A 20462-nucleotide genomic window follows, 5' to 3' on the forward strand; every position below is an offset into this window, starting at 1 on the left:
TTTTATTCCTTCTTCTGCTCTTTACTCTCTTTTCTCTTTTCTTTACTTAACACTGCCCTTCTGACAATTCCAGGTTGGGAAGGAGGAAGAGGTCTCTCGCATGTTGACCCAAGTTCGCATTCTACCACAATTCCACGGAGCAGGCGGCCCAGAATGTCCGAACCTGTTACAATCCTCTTTTCCTCGCCCCAGTAAAGAATCAGGTCCTGGTCTATTACGTCATCTTCAGGGTACTGCGGGTACACTTTAAACTGCCGGATAACTCTTTCAAGTCTTGTCTTCGGAGACTTCACCACAACCGGGAAATGGCAATAAGAAAGCGGAATGAATGGGCCTTTTTTATAAACCGCATCCCGGAGAAAGTGATCTGCATCAAGCACCATAACAGGTTCGTCGCTGGAGCTGGTGATGACAACCCATTTTTTTCCGGATGCTTCGATTTTCTGCAGGAAAGGGTCCGAAGGTTCCCTTTTAAATAGAGGAAACACCGGACGGTTGCTTTCGACCGGCAGAGAAATTATACTTCTTGAATCTATTATCGAGCCTTCGTCAGAAATACTAACATCATCTATGGAAAGAAAGTTCAGGGCTCCTATCCCTTCAAAAGCGCAGATATCGGACTTTCCCGATTCAATGTGTTTTTCGAGCATAATCCGCATAGACTGCTCCTTGAAGAGGTCAAGTTTTTCCCTACCGAGCCACCAGTCAAGAATAAGGGCTGTGGGCTTGGCTACGGGATAGAGCAGCATCTGGTAGAAGCGGATTAAAGGGGTTAGTTTTGCTCCTAGGGACAGGGCATTTCGGGAAAAATAAGCCTGGGGTGCGATCTCTCCAAAACTGGTGATTACGAAAGTAGAGAAGAGAAAAGCTGAGGCTCCTGTCAGCACGGAACCTGTAAGCTGGGCAATGAGGACGTTTACGGCTATATTTCCCCAGAGCATTGTCGTAAGCAGGAAGTTTGAATCCCGCCGGATCTGCAGGATTTTGATAGCTTCTTTATTTTCTGCTTCAGCCTCGATCTCAAGCCTGAGCCTTCCAAGGCCGAAAACTCCGATTGTCATTCCGGAAAAGATAGCGGACTGAATGAGGCAGAATATGATCAATATCCAGATAATTATTTCATTCATTGTAAGTCTATAACCTCTATAATATCCGTATAAGGGTAGTCGAATGCCTTAAGCGACTCGAATGCCTTGAATCTAATCAATTACCTTAAGCCTAATCGAATGCCTTAATCTTCTATATTTCATATAAATTTAATCTCATTGTCTCAATTTTAGTAAATTTAATCTCATATTTTATTGCACTTAAGCCATTAACTTTTTGTGAATTCTCTGCGGCTTTTTTGTCAGGTAAAGAAGTTTCCAGAAAGATCTTTCTTATCTCTACCTTCTTATCTCTACCTGCGGATTTGCGGTCATTAGAGCTTGGCCGCATTCAATGCAATCTTCCGCACGCTCTTAAGAGCAGACGATAACTCATCTGAATTAAAATCCTTGAGTAGAAGTGAGTTTAACTTAAATCCTATCCTCTCCATCTCAGGCCTTAGTTTTTTTCCTTTTTCTGTAAGGTAGAGCCTTTTGACTCGTTTGTCATCCGGATCGATTTTACGGTAGACAATGCCTTCTTCTTCCAGTCTCAGTATGGATTTAGCAATCATAGTTTTGTCAAACCCACGTGACTGTGCAAGGGTTTCCTGGCTGCGACCTTCCTGATCATATAATGACATCAGGATAGCGAAATGCCCCCATCCTATGTGATACCGGGTCAGTTCTTTTGCGAAATGCTTCTGAACCGAACGGTAAGTAAATGATACCATTGCGGCAACTATGTCGATATCCTCAATCCATTGGATCGTTGTTTCTTCATTCATTATTTACACTCATGACAAATCAGTATCATTCGGAGCTATTGAAAAACTAATTGAGGGAGATACTATTTATAGCAAGTAGATTATACTAAAATCGTTGATTAATCAACTATATATAAGAAGAACTATTTTAAGGGTATTGTTCCTGAAATATCTTCTCGTGTGACAAATTTGTTTTGATTTTCTTGCTGCTTTCAATTCCTAATGCTCAGTAGACGATGACCTTGCTGATCAGTGATATTCATGGTGAAAAAAACAAATAATAACAGATCACTTGCTGAAAATATCGGAACATCTTCTGAAGTTCCGGAGATATGTCATACCCCTGTAACTCCTGCTATTGCAACAGCAAAAGGAACTGTCCTTTTTATCGCAATACTTGCGGGATTTATCACCCCTTTTGATAGTTCTGCAGTAAATATTGCCCTGCCTGTAATCGGGGCGGAATTTCATATGGACGCGATTGCTCTCTCGTGGGTTGCGACCGCGTATCTCCTTTCTTCAGCATTGTTTCTTGTCCCGTTCGGAAAAATCGCAGACATTTACGGAAGAAAAAAGATTTTCCTTTACGGTATTACGATCTTCAGCCTTTCATCTTTAATTATGACTATGGTTTCCTCAACGGAAATGTTGATTGTAGTCCGGGTTGTCCAGGGTATTGGGAGTGCCATGATCTTCGGGACAGCTGTAGCTATCGTTACCTCTGTCTTTCCGCCCGGGGAGCGTGGAAAAGCTCTTGGTATTTATATTACTGCAGTTTACATTGGGCTTTCCGTTGGTCCCTTACTTGGAGGTGTGATGACACAGTATCTTGGCTGGAGGAGCATCTTCTTCGTAAATATCCCTCTAGGTATTACAGCAATTCTCCTGATCCTGTCGAAGATTAAAGGTGAATGGGTCGAGTGCAGGGGAGAGAAGTTCGACCTGACAGGGTCAGTCATATATGGGGCAGCAGTAGTTGCAGTCATGTACGGTTTCTCAGTTCTCCCGGACTTTAAAGGGGCTGCCCTCATAGCCGTGGGAATTATCTTGGTGATTATTTTTGCTCTGTATGAGATGAGAATACCTTCTCCGGTTATTGACATTACTCTCCTGACAAAAAATCGAATTTTTGCCTTTTCGAACCTATCTGCGCTTATCAATTACAGCGCGACTTTCGCAGTGACCTTTCTCTTAAGCCTCGACCTGCAGTACACGAAAGGTTTCACGCCTGTGCATGCAGGGAGTATCCTGGTAGTGCAGCCAGTTGTTATGGCTATGATTTCGCCAATTGCCGGCCGGCTCTCTGACAAGATTGAACCGCAGATTGTTGCGTCTGCAGGAATGGCATTTACTGCGCTTGGCCTCTTCCTTCTAATTTTCCTTACAGAAACAACTCCTATCTGGTACCTGGTTGTCACCCTGATTGTTCTTGGTATAGGTCTCGGGCTCTTCTCTTCTCCAAACACAAATGCAATCATGAGTTCTGTTGATAAAAGATTCTATGGTGTCGCAGCGGGAATGAACGGGACTATGCGTCTCCTTGGCCAGATGCTGTCGATGGGTATCGCAATGATGATCTTTGCGATTGTTATCGGCCCTGTAGAGATCACGCCTGCATATTACCCCCAATTCGTTTTAAGTGTGCACTATGCGTTCATCCTGTTTACAGCCTTTTGCATTATAGGAGTATTCGCATCCCTGGTGAGAGGGAAAAGAAGTCCGATAGTTCATAACCTTATACCTGAAAAAGGCAAAAAATAATACGTTAATCCTGTGTAATTCATTTAATCGAGGTGATACTCATGAAAATTATTGGAATTAATGCAAGCCCGAGAGGGAATGAAAGCAATACTCTTCAACTGGTAAAGTCTGTCCTCAAAGGTGCTGAGTCCGAAGGAGCGGAAACCGAGCTGGTAGATCTCTACAAACTCCGTATAGAATACTGCACAGGGTGTGGAGCCTGTTACGCGACCGGGGAATGTCCCCAGTTCGATGATTTCGAAGAGCTTTTTGATAGAATTTTGAATTCCGATGGAATTGTTTTTGGCGCTCCGAATTATATTAACTCGGTCCCGGCCCCTATGAAAGCTTTCTTTGACCGGTTTTCGGATGCTATTCATTGCCAGATGCTGACCGGAAAGTTCGGGTGCTCCGTGTCCACGGCAGGAGGAAGCAAGGCGGATATGGTTGTGGAATACATGAACAGTGTGCTTATGAATCTGGGTGTTACCGTTGTCGGTGGCCTTGGTGTTGCGGTTGGGTTATATCCTTCTGCACTCCAGCAAGCTGCGGGAACTGCTGAAGATCTTGGTAAGAAGCTGGCAAAGTCGATTCGCGGAGAAATAAAATATCCGGATCAGGATGAAATGCATCGCCAGACTACAGCATATTTCTGCCAGCTTGTAAAATCCAATAAAGAGAGATTTGCCCACGATTATGATTGGTATGTCCGGATGGGCTTGATAAAATAAGAATTCACCCGGTGCTGAGTAGTACAATGAAAACTTGATGGACATATTTGAGAAACAGGAGTAAAATAATATTCTTCCCTTTTTATACTTCGGATTAAGTATCAGGGCTATCGGAATCTTCATAAGTTACTTCCCAAAAGTAGATCTAAGAAGATAATGAGGCAATTGCCACAAAGTGAGCAATCCAAAATGAAGAAAGGTGCCTAAGCGGATTAAGTAATACAAATAGACTTGCTTTTCATTCTTTATTGGATAGCGGTATATCATGAACTCTTTAGATGGAAAAACATTTCCAAATAAAAAAAGTGTTTTTTTCCAAGTTCCATCTATTTTTTTCAAATTCATAACGTAGTTAATCCAACTATATTTCTTGTCCGAGTTGCCCTCCATTGCTTCTTTAAATATTTCTTCAAAACCAATGTCGGATTTGATAGTTTGAAGTTCACTGAGGGTATTTTCTGGTATAAAAGCCTCGAAATATTTGTTGGCAATAGACAGGCCATGAAAAATCGGCTCTTCTATTTTATAATCTTTTGAGCTTTGCAAAAAATAATTCCAATTAAGCGTATTCTTGTAATACCTTGTAACCTCAGCAATATCACAATAATCTTTAAAGATTTGGGGTGATACACTAGAATTAATATGCTTATCTAGGTGAAGACAAAGATGTTGTAACATATCTTCAGGAGCAAGCATCAGTGTCTCGATACCGGCTATCTTGACTGTTTTGGCATTATTCCAAAATTTATTAATATCGACCTTATAAGGACTTTCATGTGGTAGAATATCCCAATGGATTTCAATAATAGTTTTTTTATTTTGATGTATGAATGGTAGTTCTTCATTCCATACCGTTTGAAACTGTTCATGCAGTTTCGTTGGAAAGATACTTGTAGCAGAGTACTTTAGCTCAGTTAATTCTTTTTTAGCCTTTTGCAAGTCTTTCTCTTTTATAAGCAGATCGATATCACTCATTGGCCTTAAACCGATATTTTTATAGATCTCCTCTGCCAGGAAAGCTCCTTTCAGGACTATAGTATCAATACCTGTTTTCTTAAAAGCCGTAAGAATCTTACTTAATTCATCATAAAGGAGCATGTTTCGAGCAAGATTACTGTAATACATTTTCTCCAGATTCTTCATGACTTCAGAGGGCACATCTTTACCATTGCTAATTTTTTTCAAGTTCCAATAAAATAATGGTGAAATACCCTGTTTTATAGAACAGTCTACAATATAGTTCCAATCCAATACATTACTCAAAATTTCCTCTATTTTGCACTTAATGTCCTCACTTATGCTTAATCTTGAGCAGTATAAAAGGAGTTTATCTTCAGATGACAAACTTAATTGGACCATAGTAATCCGATCTCCAGTAGTTTTTCCTTTATTCTTTATTGATAATGTTGTGATTGAGTCTTAAAAAGTTGTGCATATTCGCCATCTAGAACCATCAATTCTTCATGATTCCCATTTTCCAGGATTCTCCCTTCCTTCAAGAAATATATACAATCAGCCATCCTGACTGTCGAGAGCCTGTGGCTGATTATTATAGCAGTCCTGCCTGCAGCAAGTTGCCGGAACTTTTTGAAGACCTCATCCTCAGCCTTAGGATCGAGGGAGCTTGTAGGCTCGTCCAGGACTATCAACTGAGAATCACGTAAAAAGGCCCTTGCCAGAGCAATTTTCTGCCATTCTCCAATACTTAACTCTGTACCGTCTTCGAACCATTTTCCTAAAATAGTCTCATAGCCATTATCCAGGCGATCAATAACATGGTCTGCTCCCGAACACTCCGCTGCATACAGGATATTTTCCGTCTCAACAGGCGTATCTATGCTGCCGAACCAGATATTTTCCCTGGCTGTCAGGTTGTAATGTGTATAATCCTGAAAGACGACACTAATCTCCTTTCGCAGATCCGATATCCTTAGATCGCGTAAGTCGATTCCGTCCAATGCAATCCTTCCATGCTTCGGATCGTAGAGCCTACAAAGAAGTTTTATAAGTGTGGTTTTTCCTGATCCGTTTTCCCCGACCAGGGCTATTATCTGACCGGGACTTATGTGCAGGTTGATGTCCTCAAGTACTCTGGTTCCCTGGTCAGGATAACAGAATCCCACGTGCTCGAAGGAGATTCCCTCTTTCATAGCCTCGGGTACTGGCACCGGATTTGGTGATTCCTTCACAGCAGGCTTGAGGTCAAGAAATTCGTAAAGGGTTGTCAGGAAGAGATTATCTTCGTAGAGCCCTGCAAAACCGTTCAAAAGGCTGGAAAGGAACGACTGCCCCTGTTGTAAAGCCCCGAAGTACATGACAAGGTCACCAAGAGTTATGCTACCCTGAAAAGCCCTTTGAGCTATGAACACAAAACCGCCAAAGATAGCCACAACACCAATAGTTTGGGCCACCAGATCTGCTGCGGATCGTCTGGCTGTTATGGAAAGCCGTTCATTTCTAAGTTCTTTACGGAGGTTGTGATACCTTTTTATAAATAAAGGCCCAAGCTCGAAAAGTCGTATTTCTTTGGCGTGGCTGTCACCGGTAAGCAGCCAGTGAAAGTACCAGGCTTTTCGTTCTTTTGCCGTACACGCACGTTGCCAGCGATAGGTTTTGTCCGAGTATATCAGGCGGATAAGGGCTGTTGGTACGGCTGTGATAGTGAGAGCTACAGCCACGATCCAGCTAAGAGAGGCAAGTAATCCAAATACAGCCACCAGGGACAAGCTGCTCTGGCCTATCTGGACAAGACCATTAACTATACGTGTCGGCCTGAAAGGAGCATCATTTTGGGCTCTATGAAGAGTGTCGTAATATTTTGGATTTTCGTAGTATTCCAGATCTGCTTCTATCGATTTGGCATGGAGTAGATCAAGGATATGGTCTGATACTAGGGCTGCCTGAGTCTCGCTGACCACACCTGAGACTGAGCGGCTCAGAGCAGTGAGAAAAGCTACGCCTGCTGCAAGGGAGATAAGGAACAGAATGTGCCCGAAGGTAGCCTCTTTGTTGGCCGAGTTCATGCCAGCCGTCACAGAGTCCACTATCAGCTTCATAAGGTAGAGAGAAGCAAGTGGCAGAGTACCTTGCAGCACTACCAGAAAAGCACTTACGAGTGTCCATCCCGGTGCACTTTGCCAGACAAGAGAAAGTGCACGTTTAAGGCGGAGAACATTAATTACTTTTTCTTTTGTAGATTCAGTTCTGAGTGCATGCATTGTTACAAGAAGACTCACTTATTTTTTGAAAGATTATTTTCAACACCGAAGATTTCTCCAAGGCATGGAATTGTTTGCGATTGGGCAGCTACAGGATCATGATCTCCTGCGATTCTAAAGAGAGAAGCACACTACGGAAAAAGAAGGAACGCAGGCTGTCTCAAAACTTGATCCATTTCTACAATTAGATGATAGTTATTGTTGACTTTAAATTTAGATCGGAAATTGCTCCGAAATTTGGGTATAAATTTACCATATAGTAGAATATTTTCTCCCAATTGTAGAATTAAATTTAGTTTTGAGACGCCTGAATAGATGGTTTTTTTCAAGTCTATACCCTTCTGAGGAATGGTCGGATGAGATAGCACGCCAGAGAAAGTGAAGGGAGAAGTATGCTCTTGCGACTCATATAGGCGATCAGTAGTCTTTCTAGTCCTAATCCCAAAGAAATCTTCTTTCCATTCCGTTCTACTTTAGTCACATATCCTAGGATGTTAGAATTGAGAATCAGACCATCCGGCTCAGATGTGTTGTCCCCTTTAATAAGATAACAGCCCCCTTTATTTTCTACTACTCTGTGGATGACCAACTTTCCTGTCCCCGGTCGGATGAAGGCCACAACATCTCCCAGTCGAGGGCGACCGAATGACAGAGGGGAGATGATGATAGTGTCACAGTTTCTGATAAAGGGGTACATGCTGAAGCCAGGTGCCTGGAACCGAAAGAGTTTGCCATTCTCAGTGACTGCCCTGAGAAGTTCGACTAAGACTTTCATAGAAAGGTCGCCCTTCTCGTGGTCTATAATACCTTCAGGTTTCAATCTCTACTTCCTTTTAAACAATTTCTACTATAGCCATGCGACATCCTTCTTGACATTACTGGACGACGATTAGCATGTACCCTATCTCCTGGCAACAGAATACTGAGTGAGGATATAAACAGAATCAATAGCACCTTTTGTCACCACAATTTCACCTTTTCAGTCTTGATGCACATCTCAAGAGATACATATTTTTCTACTGAAACAAAACCACTTTAATGTCGAGTAAATCACCAATCATTGAATGATTATGAATGATTGCAATCCATTTCATACGACACTATTTGGTTGGCACGATTCTAGTGCATCGATTCCAAATTATAGAAATAAAACTGGACTTTGAAATCAACACTGTTCAATGAGTTTCCCCTAAAAAACTACAAATGGACACGAATAAACACGAATTGAAATCATCTGTGTTCATCTTTGTTTATAGTGATTTATTGAGGATATATAAAATCGAAACACTAGTGTCTCGTCAACAGTAAAATGCTGTATACAATCAACTACAATTATGAATAATCAAATCTTTGAGAGTTGACGTGACACTAGGTTCACATCACTATAATCTGGAAATCTGTTTTTCTACAAACGATCATGATTTCTCAAGAATTCGACAACTTTTTCATCTGGAACGAAACTTAATTCTCGATATGGAATCTCTTGTATTAGTTCTTCGATAAATTTAAGTGAAAATTGCGTTCCACTACGATCCCATCGAGTTATAAAGGATTTTTCCAATAAGAAACATGCTGCCTCTATATTCGTACACTTATGAAGTGTATTTTTATCTCCATGTTTAATGAAAAATATATTATGCAATGGGATTTTCATCGAGGAACAAGCATCAGGGTCACCGTTCCAGGGGGTGCCATACATCCAAAAACATCCGTCAATATTACGTATAATTATACGATCATCGCTTAATACGGTTACACCCTCGATGTTAGACCAAATCTGTGCTAATGTGCTTTTTCCTGAGCCAGAATTACCCGCAAAAATTATACCTCTGCCACGATCACAAATACCACATGCATGTAACACTATTCCGTATCCCAACGATAATAAGTTTATGATCAAGATCTCATCTAATGGATATCCGACAGGAAAATTAAGTCCTTTTTGAATATAAATATGCCCGCATTTATAATCATTATTTAATATAACTATATAGGGCGGATAATTTGAATCGATCATTAAAGCTTTTTTCCCGTGATATGAATAAAGAGCCCATATACCGTTAGAATCAAAAATTTTACTTTCAAATGGATAATCGAGTTTATCTTTATATGATAAGGTAAGGGTTATATCCGGTTCGCATTGATCAACCGTAAATTGTTTATAAGGCTCAATGATCTCAAACTTCAGATCTGAAATCTCTGAAGTTAAAAAGATGGTAATATCCGCTATCTTTAGATTCATTTTATCAAGACATATATCTTTCATGCCACACATCTCAACTGTTTATAATTATCTGATGATGACCATTCGTGCAACCACACAATGCACTTCCCTTTGTGCAAGCAAGAACTAAATCATTTGGTTCTAACTTGATTTTACTTACCTGCGGTGTGTTATAGATCTTCTTTACTTTATTTTTAAGTTCCATTTAACCAGCTCCTTTTATTTTGGTCGTCCACTGATACAGGATTGGTATTTTCAAGATAGAATGCCCAACGCGACTTTTGATTGCGTTTTGATGCTTTTGCAACACGAGGCTCTACAAACGCTAAACTCACGGAAAAAGAATGAGAGTAGACGTTATTACGATTACTGTGAGGTAATAACAACTGAATACAAATGGACGCTCTTTATTTTTGCAATTTGATAAATCCCAATGCATTTGCGCGCAAATGGGCTATGTCACAAATATATTTAATAGGTTGCTTATAGCCATCTTCTTCTATTTTCAATCTTCCTGGACATATATTACATAGAGAAATTAAATTGCACTTCTTGCAAGTAATATCCTCATACCATTCCCTAAAATTGGTTTCAGAAAAACACTCATACCATATTTTTTTGAATTTATTTTCGCGGATGTTATGGCCATTTAATCGGAAAAGAATGCACGGACTTACGTAGCCGTAGGGATCTAGTTGAAATGTAATTTTGCCCGCGCCGCAAGGGAAAATGTCTTCTGACTCGGGAATTATACCAAAATACTTTTGTCCTAGCTCACTCCAAGCCGTATAGCGTTCTTCATCTTCCAAGTCGATTTTAACTATTTGTTCTGGAAATAAGCGTACATCATATGGCTTTTTTGATCCATTTAATCCCGGATTAATAATAGGATCAAAACGAAATTCTAATCCTTGCTGATTAGCATATTCCTTTATGCTAGTAAATTCATGTTGATTTAAACTCATTGGCATAGTTTTTATTATCACTGGTATATTTCTTTGAGTAAGTAAGTGTATTCCTTGAATGCAACGTTCAAAAGAGCCTGAAACTTTAGTGATGCTTTCATGAACATTTTTAGTCGTTCCATACAAAGGAATCTCAACAGCAAAAGGTGTATATTCTAAAAAGAGATTTGCGATCTCGGGGGTGATTAAAGTTCCGTTTGTGAAAACCCTAACCAATAGCCCTTTCTCTTTAGCATGAACATAAATCTCCCCAAAATCAGGGCGCAGCAGAGGTTCTCCTCCAGTAATCTGTAACCATAAACAACCTTCTTCAACAATCTGATCAATGAAATTACATATTTCAGAACACGAAAGCTCTTTTGATGCCGTATCCTCAGCGTTGGTTATATCGCAATAGCAGTGAACACATTTATTATTGCACCTGTATGTAAGTTCAATGCCACCATAAATCGGTATTCTTTTTTTGGCAGCGTTGGTGTACATAGCTCGACTAAAACTACTAAAATCAATAGATTTAGTTATACTCGAGCACCCCATGTTAATCCCCTTTCAGAGTTATACAATTAATCATTTCTAGATCTTGAATGAACTTAACCACATCTCTTTCGACAACATCCTTATCAGCAAAAAACTCTTCAATGATAAGCTCATTCACATCTTTGATTCGCTTTCTGCCATCAATATTCTCCCAAATAAAAGCAGCAACAGTATTAAGAACATAGATATTTTCGAGATCTCCTATATTTTGTCTAATAGGAACCAAAATAACTTCATCTGCAATCTTTCTCGATACAATATTAGGGTCCTTCTCGAAGCATTTCTCTAAATAACTCATGAGTTTACCCCTTAAGTCTTTCTAATATTTTAATATATGTAGTGATCATAGTTATATTTTTCGAATTTAAACTATTAAAAAATAATAAATTTTATATAAAATATATTACATAATGGTATCAATAGATAAACATGAAAAGTGAGTTTACTTCTAATACAGTCGTTTTTCAGGTTGTCTGCCATTGAATGTTGATGTTTTAAAATCCCAGTACTTCCTCCTTGTTTGCTTGCATTCTTATAAGTATGTTAAGATTTTATATACTTTAGTCTATATTTTCTCATAAGTAGTTTACAGAACTCACAGTCTGTCGAGTCTTCAATTTGCGGCAGACCCAGGGTAAAATGCTATTCCAAAGTAAAGAACTCATAGATATATTTCGAAGTAAAGTACTCACATATGTACTGCCATAAATTTATCGTGGCCGGAGGTTTATTTAATGGATCTGTCTAACCAGAGTAAAGAGAACGGAAGTCACGTTTCCGGAATTGATAGGGGTAAGGTCGTAATGTATGGTCTTAGCACCTGTGTATGGTGCAAAAAGACAAAGAAATTACTTACCGATCTGGGTGTGGATTTTGACTATATATATGTGGATAAGCTTGAAGAAGATGAAGAAGACAAGGCTGTTGCTGAGATAAGACGCTTTAACTCTTCAGTTTCTTTTCCGACAACTGTTATTAACGGAGAAAAGGCGATCGTGGGTTTTAGGGAAAAAGAAATTCGTGAATCCCTTGGCTTTTAAGGAGGATTTGGGCTGAAAGAAGAGATTTTTGATAAAACTTTTTCTGAAAAAGTTTTTGCTTTTAAGGGGAAATTAGGTTGAAAGAAGAGATTTTTGATAAAACTTTTTCTGAAAAAGTTTTTGCTTTTAAGGGGGAATTAGGTTGAAAGAAGGGGAAGCTGCCGAAGAAAGCATAACAGAAGAAGAAGTGGACAAAGTCTACAGGCGTTTGAATGCCCAGGTTGAAAAGTCTGGCTATCACCTCAACCCTGACGTTGAGTTCACAAAGGACCTTGTGCGAGGACTGCTTGCCAATGAGCAGCGGTACGGTTACTGGTCCTGCCCATGCAGGCTTTCTGCTAATAATCTGGAAGAAGACCTGGATATTGTCTGTCCCTGTTATTACAGAGATCCCGATCTAAACGAGTACGGGGCCTGTTACTGCGCCCTCTATGTTTCCGACGATGTTATCCGAGGAGAACGAGAAGTGGAATCGATTCCTGAAAGGCGTCCTCCTCGCGAGGAGAGAGAAGCTGCCAGAGCTGAAGAAAAGAAAAGAGCGGAGATGATGGAAACTATGGAATTTTCAGGGGAACTTTCAAAGCCGGTATGGAGATGTAAGGTTTGCGGATATCTCTGTGCCATGGACGAACCGCCTGGGGTCTGTCCTATCTGTAAAGCGAAAAAGGAAAGATTCGAACGGTTTATGTAAATCTCAGTAAATGAAATTTCAGTAAATTTTTTCTCTTTCTAATTTTCCTTTTTAATGTCCTTTTTTTCCACTTCACTTTATTCTTTTTCTTACTTTTTCAATTAATAAAGTAGAGTATGATAATTAAACTTCTGCCAAAAAAGAAAAAAAATAGGAACTTTAAAAGAAGAGGCCGTAAAGACTCCATTTCTATGTATTATAAAATTACTTCTTTGGTTTTGGTTTCTTGTCGTCGCCCTTTGGTTTACAAGCCATATATTCACCTCTTTTAATTTATTAATAGATTTAAAACTTCTTTACTTATTATAAAATCAAAGACAATAAACATTTTGGTTTTAATTAGTATTTTTCTTGTGCCAGGGTTCGAAGTCAGGAATTTTGAAGAAAAAGAATCGGCAGGATACGGAAAACGGATGAAATCCCCAAAGCTCTCCAATAAGGTTAAAAAGATTTGATCTTGTTATCACAATACGGAATTAGCAGAGCAGGTGCCTACTTAAAAGGTGATTAAAAGCTATGTACTTTTCCTGTGTAAGGTTTGTACCACATCATGGACCATAAGAAGAAATAAAATGAGGTTCATTTCAAGATTTGATTGCAGCCATTATGGCTAGGTTGCGGGATTTCCATAAGCAGTCCACATGTCTAAATCCTGCTGCCTTCATGTCATGGAACATCTCCCAAAGCGTTCCAGGTTTATCTCCCATCTTTTGGGCATTTTCCAGTCGATTAAGCTTTAGTTCATCAAAGGTCCATTCCTGCCCGAGCTTCTCCCTAAGCTGTATGACCAGAGAATATATGAGGTTATTAAATTCCCATTGATCAATAATTGGAGAGTCTTCCCTAAAAAGATCCCCGTTTATAAATAAACCCTGCTCTTTAAGAAGTTCACGGATATCGGAATACAGTTTGATTCTGTTTTCAAACTCCACATGATGAATAGAAAAACAGGATACAACAGCATCAAATCCTCTATCTTCAGTTATGCCCAGAATTCCTTGATTCAAATCCCGTTTAATTATAGTCATGTTTTTATTATTCCTGAACCTTTCGCTGCTTCGCTTTATCATCTCATCAGAGAAATCGAGCATGAGAACATTTGCGTGAGGCTTTAACTTCACGATTTCAGCTGTTACATCGCCTAGGCCACAGCCCAGGTCAATTATCTTAGGATTCATTGGTCCTAGTTCGGTTGCCATCTTTGAAATAATTGACAATATTTCTTTCCTTTCAGGTATGATTATATCAGCTGTTTGGGCATAATTTTCAGCAGCTTCTGGATGAGTCCATCCTTCTTTTTTCTCCTTTTCCATATCCAGCAGTATCTCCTTAATCCGTTATAAAATCCATCTATGACGTTATTGAGCTAATCTCAAAACTCAAAATTACTTCTCTTAATCACGGATTTAGAATAATCAATCGATTCTCTGATTATGGAAATATTTACGAAATATTACGGCTTTAAAAATAGAATTGGTTTTGAGATGAGCCCCATAAATAAAATACTGAGGTTTTTCATTTAATTTTTAATGTTTGGAAGCCCAGCGTGTTGAGACTAATAAATGTAAAAATTAAAGATCTTAGATCAAGGGCATTGACTTTTAAAGTTTTAAAGAAACCAATTGCACTAAATATTTAACTTTTTAAGAATAATTTCATCACTTAATAACGACTTGATATTCCACATCAGATATAATTCTATTACAGATAATAGAACAAATAAATAGTAATGTAATAATTAAAATATTAATCTATTCTCACTGCTTATTAAATATAGACATATTGTCGTCAAAGAAAAGGAACCTGAAGAGGATAAATGAAAGCAAAATTGGAGCAATTTCCGTCAATAAACCCGAATCCCGTGCTCAGTGTGGAAAAGGATGGGACGGTTCTTTACTCAAATAGGGCAGGTGAAACCTTATCTCATGAGTGGGGCGTGGGAATCGGAGAAAAACTGCCTTCATGTATCGGAGATTTTGTGCAAAGGGTAATTTCCCGGAATAGCCCGGAAAAAATGGAGGTTAAAGTGGGGAAAAGAATATACCTGGTCGCTTTTCACCCCTTGCCCGAAGAAGGACGCGTAAATATTTACGGATTCGATATAAGCGACCAGAAAGAGCTTGAAGAAAAACTCCGTATCAAGGAAAAACAAAATGATGTTCTCTACAAGATAGGAAAAATCTCCCTTGAGTACGAAAGCCTTCAAACCTTCATGGATGAGAGCTTAGAGCTGATTGCAAGCATCCTTGAACAGGAGTACTGCAAAATTATGGAACTCATGCCCGACGGAAAATTTCTGTTAAGGGCTGGAATCGGCTGGAAACCTGAGTTTGTGGGAAAAAATATTGTTGAAGGGGAAAAGGGATCCCAAGCAGGGTATACCTTACTTTCAAGAGTGCCTGTAATCGTAGATGACTTCGAAGAAGAAAACCGCTTTAAGAAACCGGAAATACTGAAAATTCACGGCGTGGCTAGCGGAGCAAGTGTTATAATTGGCAGTATGGGAAAAATCTATGGAGTACTTGTTGTCAATTCCACGAAAAAAAAGAAGTTTACATCAGACGATACTTACTTTCTCAATTCAGTGGCTTTTTTGATTGCACAAGTAGTCGAACGCAAAAAAACAGAAGAAGCCCTTAAAAAGGCACATGAAAGTTTGGAAGTGAAAGTTAAAGAACGTACAGCAGAGCTTGAGAAGGCTTATAACTTATTGAAAGAAAGTGAAAAAAGTCTTGCTGAAGCTCAAAAAATGGCTCACATCGGACATTGGGAGTGGGAAATTGCAAATGATAAATCATACTGGTCTGATGAACTGTATCGCATTTTCGGACGTAACCCTCAAGAACCATGTCCAACTTATAAAGAGTTTTTGAATTATGTGCACCCCGACGATCGAGATTATGTCAATAGCGCTACCCGCGGGGCTATGAATAGAAAGCCTTGTAGTATTGATTACCGGATTATCTCGACTGATGGAGGGGAGCGTACAGTACATATGCAATCCAGGATTATTTTTGACGCGGAGAATACGCCTGTTCGAATAAAGGGAATAGTTCAGGATATTACCGAATCTAAAATAGCAGAAGAGAAAATTCAGAACTTAGCAAATATTGTGGAATCATCGCAAGATGCTATTGTAACTATGTCTCTTGATGGTATTATTACAAGCTGGAATAAGGGCGCAGCGCAGATTTATGGTTATCCATCGAAAAAAATTCTCGGAAAAAATGCATCAATACTAGCACCGGATAATCTTAAAGATGAAATCAAAAAGTTAATTGACAGGATTAAACAGGGAATAAATATCAAGAATTACGAAACTTCACGGTTGAAAAAAGATGGTACGCTAATAACTGTTTCAATAACTGTTTCTCCAATTTTTGATACATCTGGAAGGCTGGTTGCTATTTCAGTCATTGCCAGAGATATTACTGAACGAATCAAGGCGGAAAAATCCCTGGAGAAAACTGAAGCCACCAGAAAAAAAGAAATCCATCATAGAATCAAGAACAATCTGCAGGTAATTTCTTCCCTGCTTGATCTACAGGCTGATAAGTTCGATAACCCGAAAGTTATTGAGGCTTTCAGGGAAAGCCAGAACCGGGTTATATCTATGGCTCTTATCCATGAAGAACTCTATGAAGGGGAAGATACTGATACGCTAAACTTTTCTGAATACATTAGAAAGTTAGCTGAAAACCTTTTCCAGACTTATATAATTAGTGACAAAAATATCCACCTGATCATGGATATGGAAGAGAATGCATTATTTGATATGGATATTGCTGTCCCTTTAGGAATAATTGTCAATGAACTTGTTTCCAATTCCCTCAAACATGCATTTCCCGGTAGAGATGAAGGAGAAATCCGAGTCAAACTCCGTAGAGAAGAAAATGGAGAACACAAAAAGAAAGGCAATAAGGGTACCGGTTTTACTCTGACCGTTTCAGACAACGGTGCAGGCATTCCTGAAAACCTTGATTTGGAAAACTCCGATACTCTTGGAATACAGCTGATAACCATCCTTGTAGATCAGTTAGATGGGAAACTCGAACTAAAAAGGAACAATGGAATAGAGTTCATTATAAGGTTCACAGTAACAGAAGAAAAATAAACGAATGTCAGCACCAGCTCTACAATAATCAATTTAATTACAAAGTTAGCACACTATTAATATGTTATTTGTAACAGTAATGACATAATGTTCCAAAGGGAAGGCAAGGTAAGAGTTAATGCAAGAATCCCCAATATAGAAAAAATTCAACTAACTGTCTAAATCTGCGAAATAACAACCTTTTCCCGAAAACGTAGCTATAAGGAATAATTCTCTCGATTTCAGGAAAAATTGAAAAAATTAAGACATTTTTTGTTTTTGTGTTTTGTGAAATAATTTTTCCTGTTTTTAGACTGGTTATTCCTCTGGGATAGATTCATACAATTTTCTCCTTTCCAGAGGCATGGATTTGAGATACTCTTTTGCTTCTTCCGGAGATATGGCTCTACGGGTTCCGTCAGGTTCCTGTATGACCACTCCGCTTTCTATGAGCATCTTGTACCTTGCTTTTCGAACTTCTTTGTCAGGGTGACAGACGAAATGGCAGTTGGAACAGGTGTATTCCATCCTGGACCCTGGAATAAGGCATATAAAAAATCCACCTTCGAACTTCGGCCTACCGAGGTACGCTTCTATGGTACTGGGCAGCGCAGCAGTGAAATCCTCATCTTTTTCGGGGATTTTAAAGCGTGCCGGAGACCAGGTGGACCATTTTCCTGAGGCATTCAAGCCTGTAAGTCCTCCACAGACAAGGAAGCAGCGGCTATTACTTCTTCGCTTCCCGTAGCTAAATTCCTTTCCTCCCAGGGTTAAAGTGACTTTCTCAACCGGGTCTACGTATCCAGAGGAACATACTGAAAGGCAGAGTTTGCATTCGTCACAATAGTTCTCTTCTTCTGGCAAGGGGTCTGTTGGGATAAGTTCTGCGTCCGTAACGACCGAAGCCAAGACAATAGCGGATCCGTATTCCTTTGTAATAATATTCCCTGAATATCCAAAATGCCCTATCCCGGAGCGTACTGCCAAGTACCTGTGGGAAATAGGGGGGTGCATATCCAGCAGCCAATTTTCCGTATCCATTCGGTAAACGAAATTTGCAGACTGAGGGACAGCTTTGTATCCATACTGTTGTAAGAACCCCGCCATCTCAAGGGCTATCCCGTTGGCAAGGGTAGTCGTCCGCACCTTATTAGTTTCGAGAGATTCATGATCTTCTTTTTTAAAATAAGGGTCTATAAGGTTCTGGTCAAAAGCCAGGGCAAAACAGACAGCAGATTTTGCCTCTGGCAGCACATAGGTCAGATCGGCAGAAGGAGGGCCGCCTGAAAGAGTTTCGGTCGTTGCAATGCCTACTTTGAAGGCTCCAAGGGTCAAAGCCATCTTTTTTAGGGCTTCGGTCAGTTCTACCATTTTCGATTCTTCGGTCAATTCTTCCACTTTTGATTCCTCCGGCAAATAGAATAGTAGATCAGGTTTCAAAGCAATTTATGTAAGGTAACTGATATAGACTTAATCTGCATTAAAATGTACTGTTTTTCTAAAAGTATATTCTGATAACCTTTGGGATCAATTTTCGTATGGTACTTCGTTTTGCAGGCTGTTTCAAAACTAAACTCAATTCTACAGTGTGACAAGAAGTTACGAAACATATTGCGTACACGCTATCCCTTCTGTTTAGGATAATCCTACTAAGAGCCTATCCGAAAAGTCAGTAATGCATGTTGAAAAGTCACAATAGAGCTATAATATCCGAGTATCCGTTCCGGTTTTGTATATTGCCTGTTTGGTAAAAGTTACAGCAGGTAACCACTTTTCGGATAGGCTTTAAGTGCCTATCCGACAACTCAATAATGGCCTGTTGTAAAGTTACAATAGGTTTATAATATTCGGGTATCTGTTCGGGTTGTGCATATTGCCCATTGTAAAAGTTACAGCAGATCACAACAATTTTCGAACAGGCTCTAAGAAAAATAACCAATCGCAGTAAATTTAAGCCTTGATCTCGAATTTTCAATCATCTATACGAGTCTTATTATCTTTTATAAATTTGATCGGGGATTTATCGGCCAAAAATTCCCCATTCCCATATATAGAACGATCGAGTTTTCAAATGGCTTTTATAAAACAAAATGAATAACAACCACATTGTTACATACGTTAATCAAATAATGCGTGATAAAGTCAATAAGTGCGTGATAAAGCCAATATAATAAACAATACGCTGCCCACAATGGTACAGTATTCAATAAATTTCATGAGATTGCTTTCAGAACTTTCACCAATGTTAAGCTTTTTTGAAGTCATAACTATAATAAGAACCAAACATATTAAAAATTTTGTCATTGTAACACGCGGAATCTTTAAGGAAACAGGATGGCAACAGTACGAAGAGCAACACAAAGGACGGGCAGATAGTACGCCTTCCGGATATTAGTCTGAGCTATGTTTTTGTAATATCAGTATAATTCAATGCAAAATAGTTAAAAAAATATATATACAGTGTGTCCTGCTAATATTGTATGGAGGTCATGAATGGAAAACAAGCTAGAAGAAGTTGAGAGAGATTACATAGAATTCAGAAAAGAAATGGAAGAGGAAGAACACAGAAAGAGTGAAAAACAATATATAAAAAAGTCAAGGTAACATAATTTCAGGTAATAGATTGCTATCTTTCGGTTATGTTGAGAAATCGTTTAATGTATAAAAAACCTTTCTAAGTATGGTGTATTCATTTTGCGTTGCCTTGTAGAATATGTGTAACTGAATACATATATTTATTTGGTATAAAATTTATTAACACTAAGGTTTATCCATTATAAAAAAACATTATGGATTGGGGGAATTTTATGGAAACAATGGACGCAATTTTCACCAGGAGAAGCATCCGAAAGTATCTGCCAAAGCCAGTAGACAGAGATGTGATTGAAAATATTTTGAAAGCAGGAATGAATGCGCCGTCGGCAGGAGATGAACAGCCCTGGCATTTTGTTCTAATTGATAGACGCGATTTGCTTGAAAAGATATCGGAAATACATCCATATGCAAAAATGTTAAAAGCTGCTCCTGCTGCGATACTGGTTTGCGGAGATCTGGACGTTCCCAAGTTCAAAGACTTCTGGATTCAGGACTGCTCAGCTGCAAGTGAAAATATGTTGCTGGCAGCTCATGATCTGGGGCTCGGTGCAGTCTGGATCGGGGTATACCCTGCTGAAAATATGGTTAGAGAAGTCCGAAATCTGCTAAATATCCCGGAACATGTGGCTCCGTTTTCGATTATTGCAATGGGCTATTCGGCAGAAGAAAAATCAGGTAAGCTCAGGTACGATGCTTCGAGAATCCATAACAACTCCTGGTAAAAAAAATTCATGTATTTTTAGATAAATTTCGGGGTGTATATAAAGTGAAAGGAT

16 protein-coding genes are annotated in these 20462 nt (G+C 39.2%); 6 read left to right on the top strand and 10 right to left on the bottom strand.

From position 1 onward, the window contains the following. Positions 1 to 2: 2 nt before the first annotated feature. Both RG963_RS09165 and RG963_RS09170 read right to left on the bottom strand, forming a co-directional pair. Positions 3 to 1127 carry a DUF21 domain-containing protein gene (locus RG963_RS09165; protein WP_310575964.1) on the bottom strand — a complete coding sequence of 375 codons (1125 nt, stop codon included), beginning with the start codon at positions 1125 to 1127 and terminating at the stop codon, positions 3 to 5. Between the two features lie 293 nt (positions 1128 to 1420). Continuing rightward, positions 1421 to 1873 carry a MarR family winged helix-turn-helix transcriptional regulator gene (locus tag RG963_RS09170; protein WP_310575965.1) on the bottom strand — a complete coding sequence of 151 codons (453 nt, stop codon included), beginning with the start codon at positions 1871 to 1873 and terminating at the stop codon, positions 1421 to 1423. 240 nt (positions 1874 to 2113) lie between these two features. Here RG963_RS09170 and RG963_RS09175 point away from each other — a divergent pair, with 240 nt between their 5' ends. After that, positions 2114 to 3613, top strand: a complete 1500-nt coding sequence (locus RG963_RS09175; protein WP_310575966.1) for an MFS transporter — start codon at positions 2114 to 2116, stop codon at positions 3611 to 3613. A gap of 41 nt (positions 3614 to 3654) precedes the next feature. Next, positions 3655 to 4323: a flavodoxin family protein gene (locus RG963_RS09180; RefSeq protein ID WP_310575967.1), complete on the top strand. Its 669-nt coding sequence runs from the start codon at positions 3655 to 3657 to the stop codon at positions 4321 to 4323. A 126-nt stretch (positions 4324 to 4449) separates the two neighbouring features. Here the strand turns inward: RG963_RS09180 and RG963_RS09185 are convergent, their stop codons facing one another. From RG963_RS09185 to RG963_RS09205, 6 genes are all read right to left on the bottom strand, one after another. Continuing rightward, a complete protein-coding gene (locus RG963_RS09185) occupies positions 4450 to 5682 on the bottom strand; it encodes a nucleotidyltransferase domain-containing protein (RefSeq protein ID WP_310575968.1) in 1233 nt (410 codons plus the stop codon). 35 nt (positions 5683 to 5717) lie between these two features. Beyond that, on the bottom strand, positions 5718 to 7541 hold the full coding sequence (locus RG963_RS09190; protein WP_310575969.1) for an ABC transporter ATP-binding protein: 1824 nt from the start codon (positions 7539 to 7541) through the stop codon (positions 5718 to 5720). 331 nt (positions 7542 to 7872) lie between these two features. After that, entirely contained in the window at positions 7873 to 8316 is a 444-nt protein-coding gene (locus RG963_RS16575; protein ID WP_396654711.1) for a S26 family signal peptidase, read from the bottom strand. A 630-nt stretch (positions 8317 to 8946) separates the two neighbouring features. Further along, entirely contained in the window at positions 8947 to 9807 is an 861-nt protein-coding gene (locus RG963_RS09195) for a hypothetical protein (protein WP_310575970.1), read from the bottom strand. A gap of 365 nt (positions 9808 to 10172) precedes the next feature. Further along, the gene (locus RG963_RS09200) at positions 10173 to 11213 is read right to left on the bottom strand and encodes a radical SAM protein (RefSeq protein WP_310575971.1); all 1041 of its coding nucleotides are present in this window, start codon (positions 11211 to 11213) and stop codon (positions 10173 to 10175) included. Positions 11214 to 11268: 55 nt separating this feature from the next. Next, positions 11269 to 11565: a PqqD family protein gene (locus tag RG963_RS09205; RefSeq protein WP_310575972.1), complete on the bottom strand. Its 297-nt coding sequence runs from the start codon at positions 11563 to 11565 to the stop codon at positions 11269 to 11271. A 436-nt stretch (positions 11566 to 12001) separates the two neighbouring features. Here RG963_RS09205 and RG963_RS09210 point away from each other — a divergent pair, with 436 nt between their 5' ends. Together RG963_RS09210 and RG963_RS09215 are read left to right on the top strand one after the other, a co-directional pair. Further along, entirely contained in the window at positions 12002 to 12307 is a 306-nt protein-coding gene (locus RG963_RS09210) for a glutaredoxin family protein (protein WP_310575973.1), read from the top strand. Positions 12308 to 12449: 142 nt separating this feature from the next. Beyond that, positions 12450 to 12998, top strand: coding sequence for a ferredoxin-thioredoxin reductase catalytic domain-containing protein (locus tag RG963_RS09215; protein WP_310575974.1), 549 nt, complete (start codon positions 12450 to 12452; stop codon positions 12996 to 12998). 584 nt (positions 12999 to 13582) lie between these two features. Here the strand turns inward: RG963_RS09215 and RG963_RS09220 are convergent. Next, positions 13583 to 14311, bottom strand: a complete 729-nt coding sequence (locus RG963_RS09220) for a class I SAM-dependent methyltransferase (RefSeq protein ID WP_310575975.1) — start codon at positions 14309 to 14311, stop codon at positions 13583 to 13585. 503 nt (positions 14312 to 14814) lie between these two features. On the opposite strand from RG963_RS09220, the gene RG963_RS09225 reads away from it, so the two are divergent. Then, positions 14815 to 17112 (top strand): PAS domain S-box protein, encoded by a 2298-nt coding sequence (locus RG963_RS09225; protein WP_310575976.1) that lies wholly within the window; start codon positions 14815 to 14817, stop codon positions 17110 to 17112. A gap of 297 nt (positions 17113 to 17409) precedes the next feature. On the opposite strand, the gene RG963_RS09230 is transcribed toward RG963_RS09225, so the two are convergent. Next, positions 17410 to 18489 (bottom strand): epoxyqueuosine reductase, encoded by a 1080-nt coding sequence (locus RG963_RS09230; protein ID WP_310575977.1) that lies wholly within the window; start codon positions 18487 to 18489, stop codon positions 17410 to 17412. A 1409-nt stretch (positions 18490 to 19898) separates the two neighbouring features. On the opposite strand from RG963_RS09230, the gene RG963_RS09235 reads away from it, so the two are divergent. Beyond that, positions 19899 to 20408 carry a nitroreductase family protein gene (locus tag RG963_RS09235; protein ID WP_310575978.1) on the top strand — a complete coding sequence of 170 codons (510 nt, stop codon included), beginning with the start codon at positions 19899 to 19901 and terminating at the stop codon, positions 20406 to 20408. Positions 20409 to 20462 lie beyond the last annotated feature (54 nt).

The organism is Methanosarcina baikalica (assembly GCF_031461075.1).
GTDB classification, from domain to species: domain Archaea; phylum Halobacteriota; class Methanosarcinia; order Methanosarcinales; family Methanosarcinaceae; genus Methanosarcina; species Methanosarcina baikalica.

Excerpts from the sequence above, each read along its gene's own strand:
- RG963_RS16575 (WP_396654711.1), bottom strand. The coding sequence starts at position 8,316 with ATGAAAGTCTTAGTCGAACTTCTCAGGGCAGTCACTGAGAATGGCAAA.
- RG963_RS09195 (WP_310575970.1), bottom strand. The coding sequence starts at position 9,807 with ATGAAAGATATATGTCTTGATAAAATGAATCTAAAGATAGCGGATATT.
- RG963_RS09180 (WP_310575967.1), top strand. The coding sequence starts at position 3,655 with ATGAAAATTATTGGAATTAATGCAAGCCCGAGAGGGAATGAAAGCAAT.
- RG963_RS09235 (WP_310575978.1), top strand. The coding sequence starts at position 19,899 with ATGGAAACAATGGACGCAATTTTCACCAGGAGAAGCATCCGAAAGTAT.
- RG963_RS09170 (WP_310575965.1), bottom strand. The coding sequence starts at position 1,873 with ATGAATGAAGAAACAACGATCCAATGGATTGAGGATATCGACATAGTT.
- RG963_RS09175 (WP_310575966.1), top strand. The coding sequence starts at position 2,114 with ATGGTGAAAAAAACAAATAATAACAGATCACTTGCTGAAAATATCGGA.
- RG963_RS09210 (WP_310575973.1), top strand. The coding sequence starts at position 12,002 with ATGGATCTGTCTAACCAGAGTAAAGAGAACGGAAGTCACGTTTCCGGA.
- RG963_RS09220 (WP_310575975.1), bottom strand. The coding sequence starts at position 14,311 with ATGGAAAAGGAGAAAAAAGAAGGATGGACTCATCCAGAAGCTGCTGAA.
- RG963_RS09225 (WP_310575976.1), top strand. The coding sequence starts at position 14,815 with ATGAAAGCAAAATTGGAGCAATTTCCGTCAATAAACCCGAATCCCGTG.
- RG963_RS09190 (WP_310575969.1), bottom strand. The coding sequence starts at position 7,541 with ATGCATGCACTCAGAACTGAATCTACAAAAGAAAAAGTAATTAATGTT.
- RG963_RS09185 (WP_310575968.1), bottom strand. The coding sequence starts at position 5,682 with ATGGTCCAATTAAGTTTGTCATCTGAAGATAAACTCCTTTTATACTGC.
- RG963_RS09205 (WP_310575972.1), bottom strand. The coding sequence starts at position 11,565 with ATGAGTTATTTAGAGAAATGCTTCGAGAAGGACCCTAATATTGTATCG.
- RG963_RS09200 (WP_310575971.1), bottom strand. The coding sequence starts at position 11,213 with ATGTACACCAACGCTGCCAAAAAAAGAATACCGATTTATGGTGGCATT.
- RG963_RS09165 (WP_310575964.1), bottom strand. The coding sequence starts at position 1,127 with ATGAATGAAATAATTATCTGGATATTGATCATATTCTGCCTCATTCAG.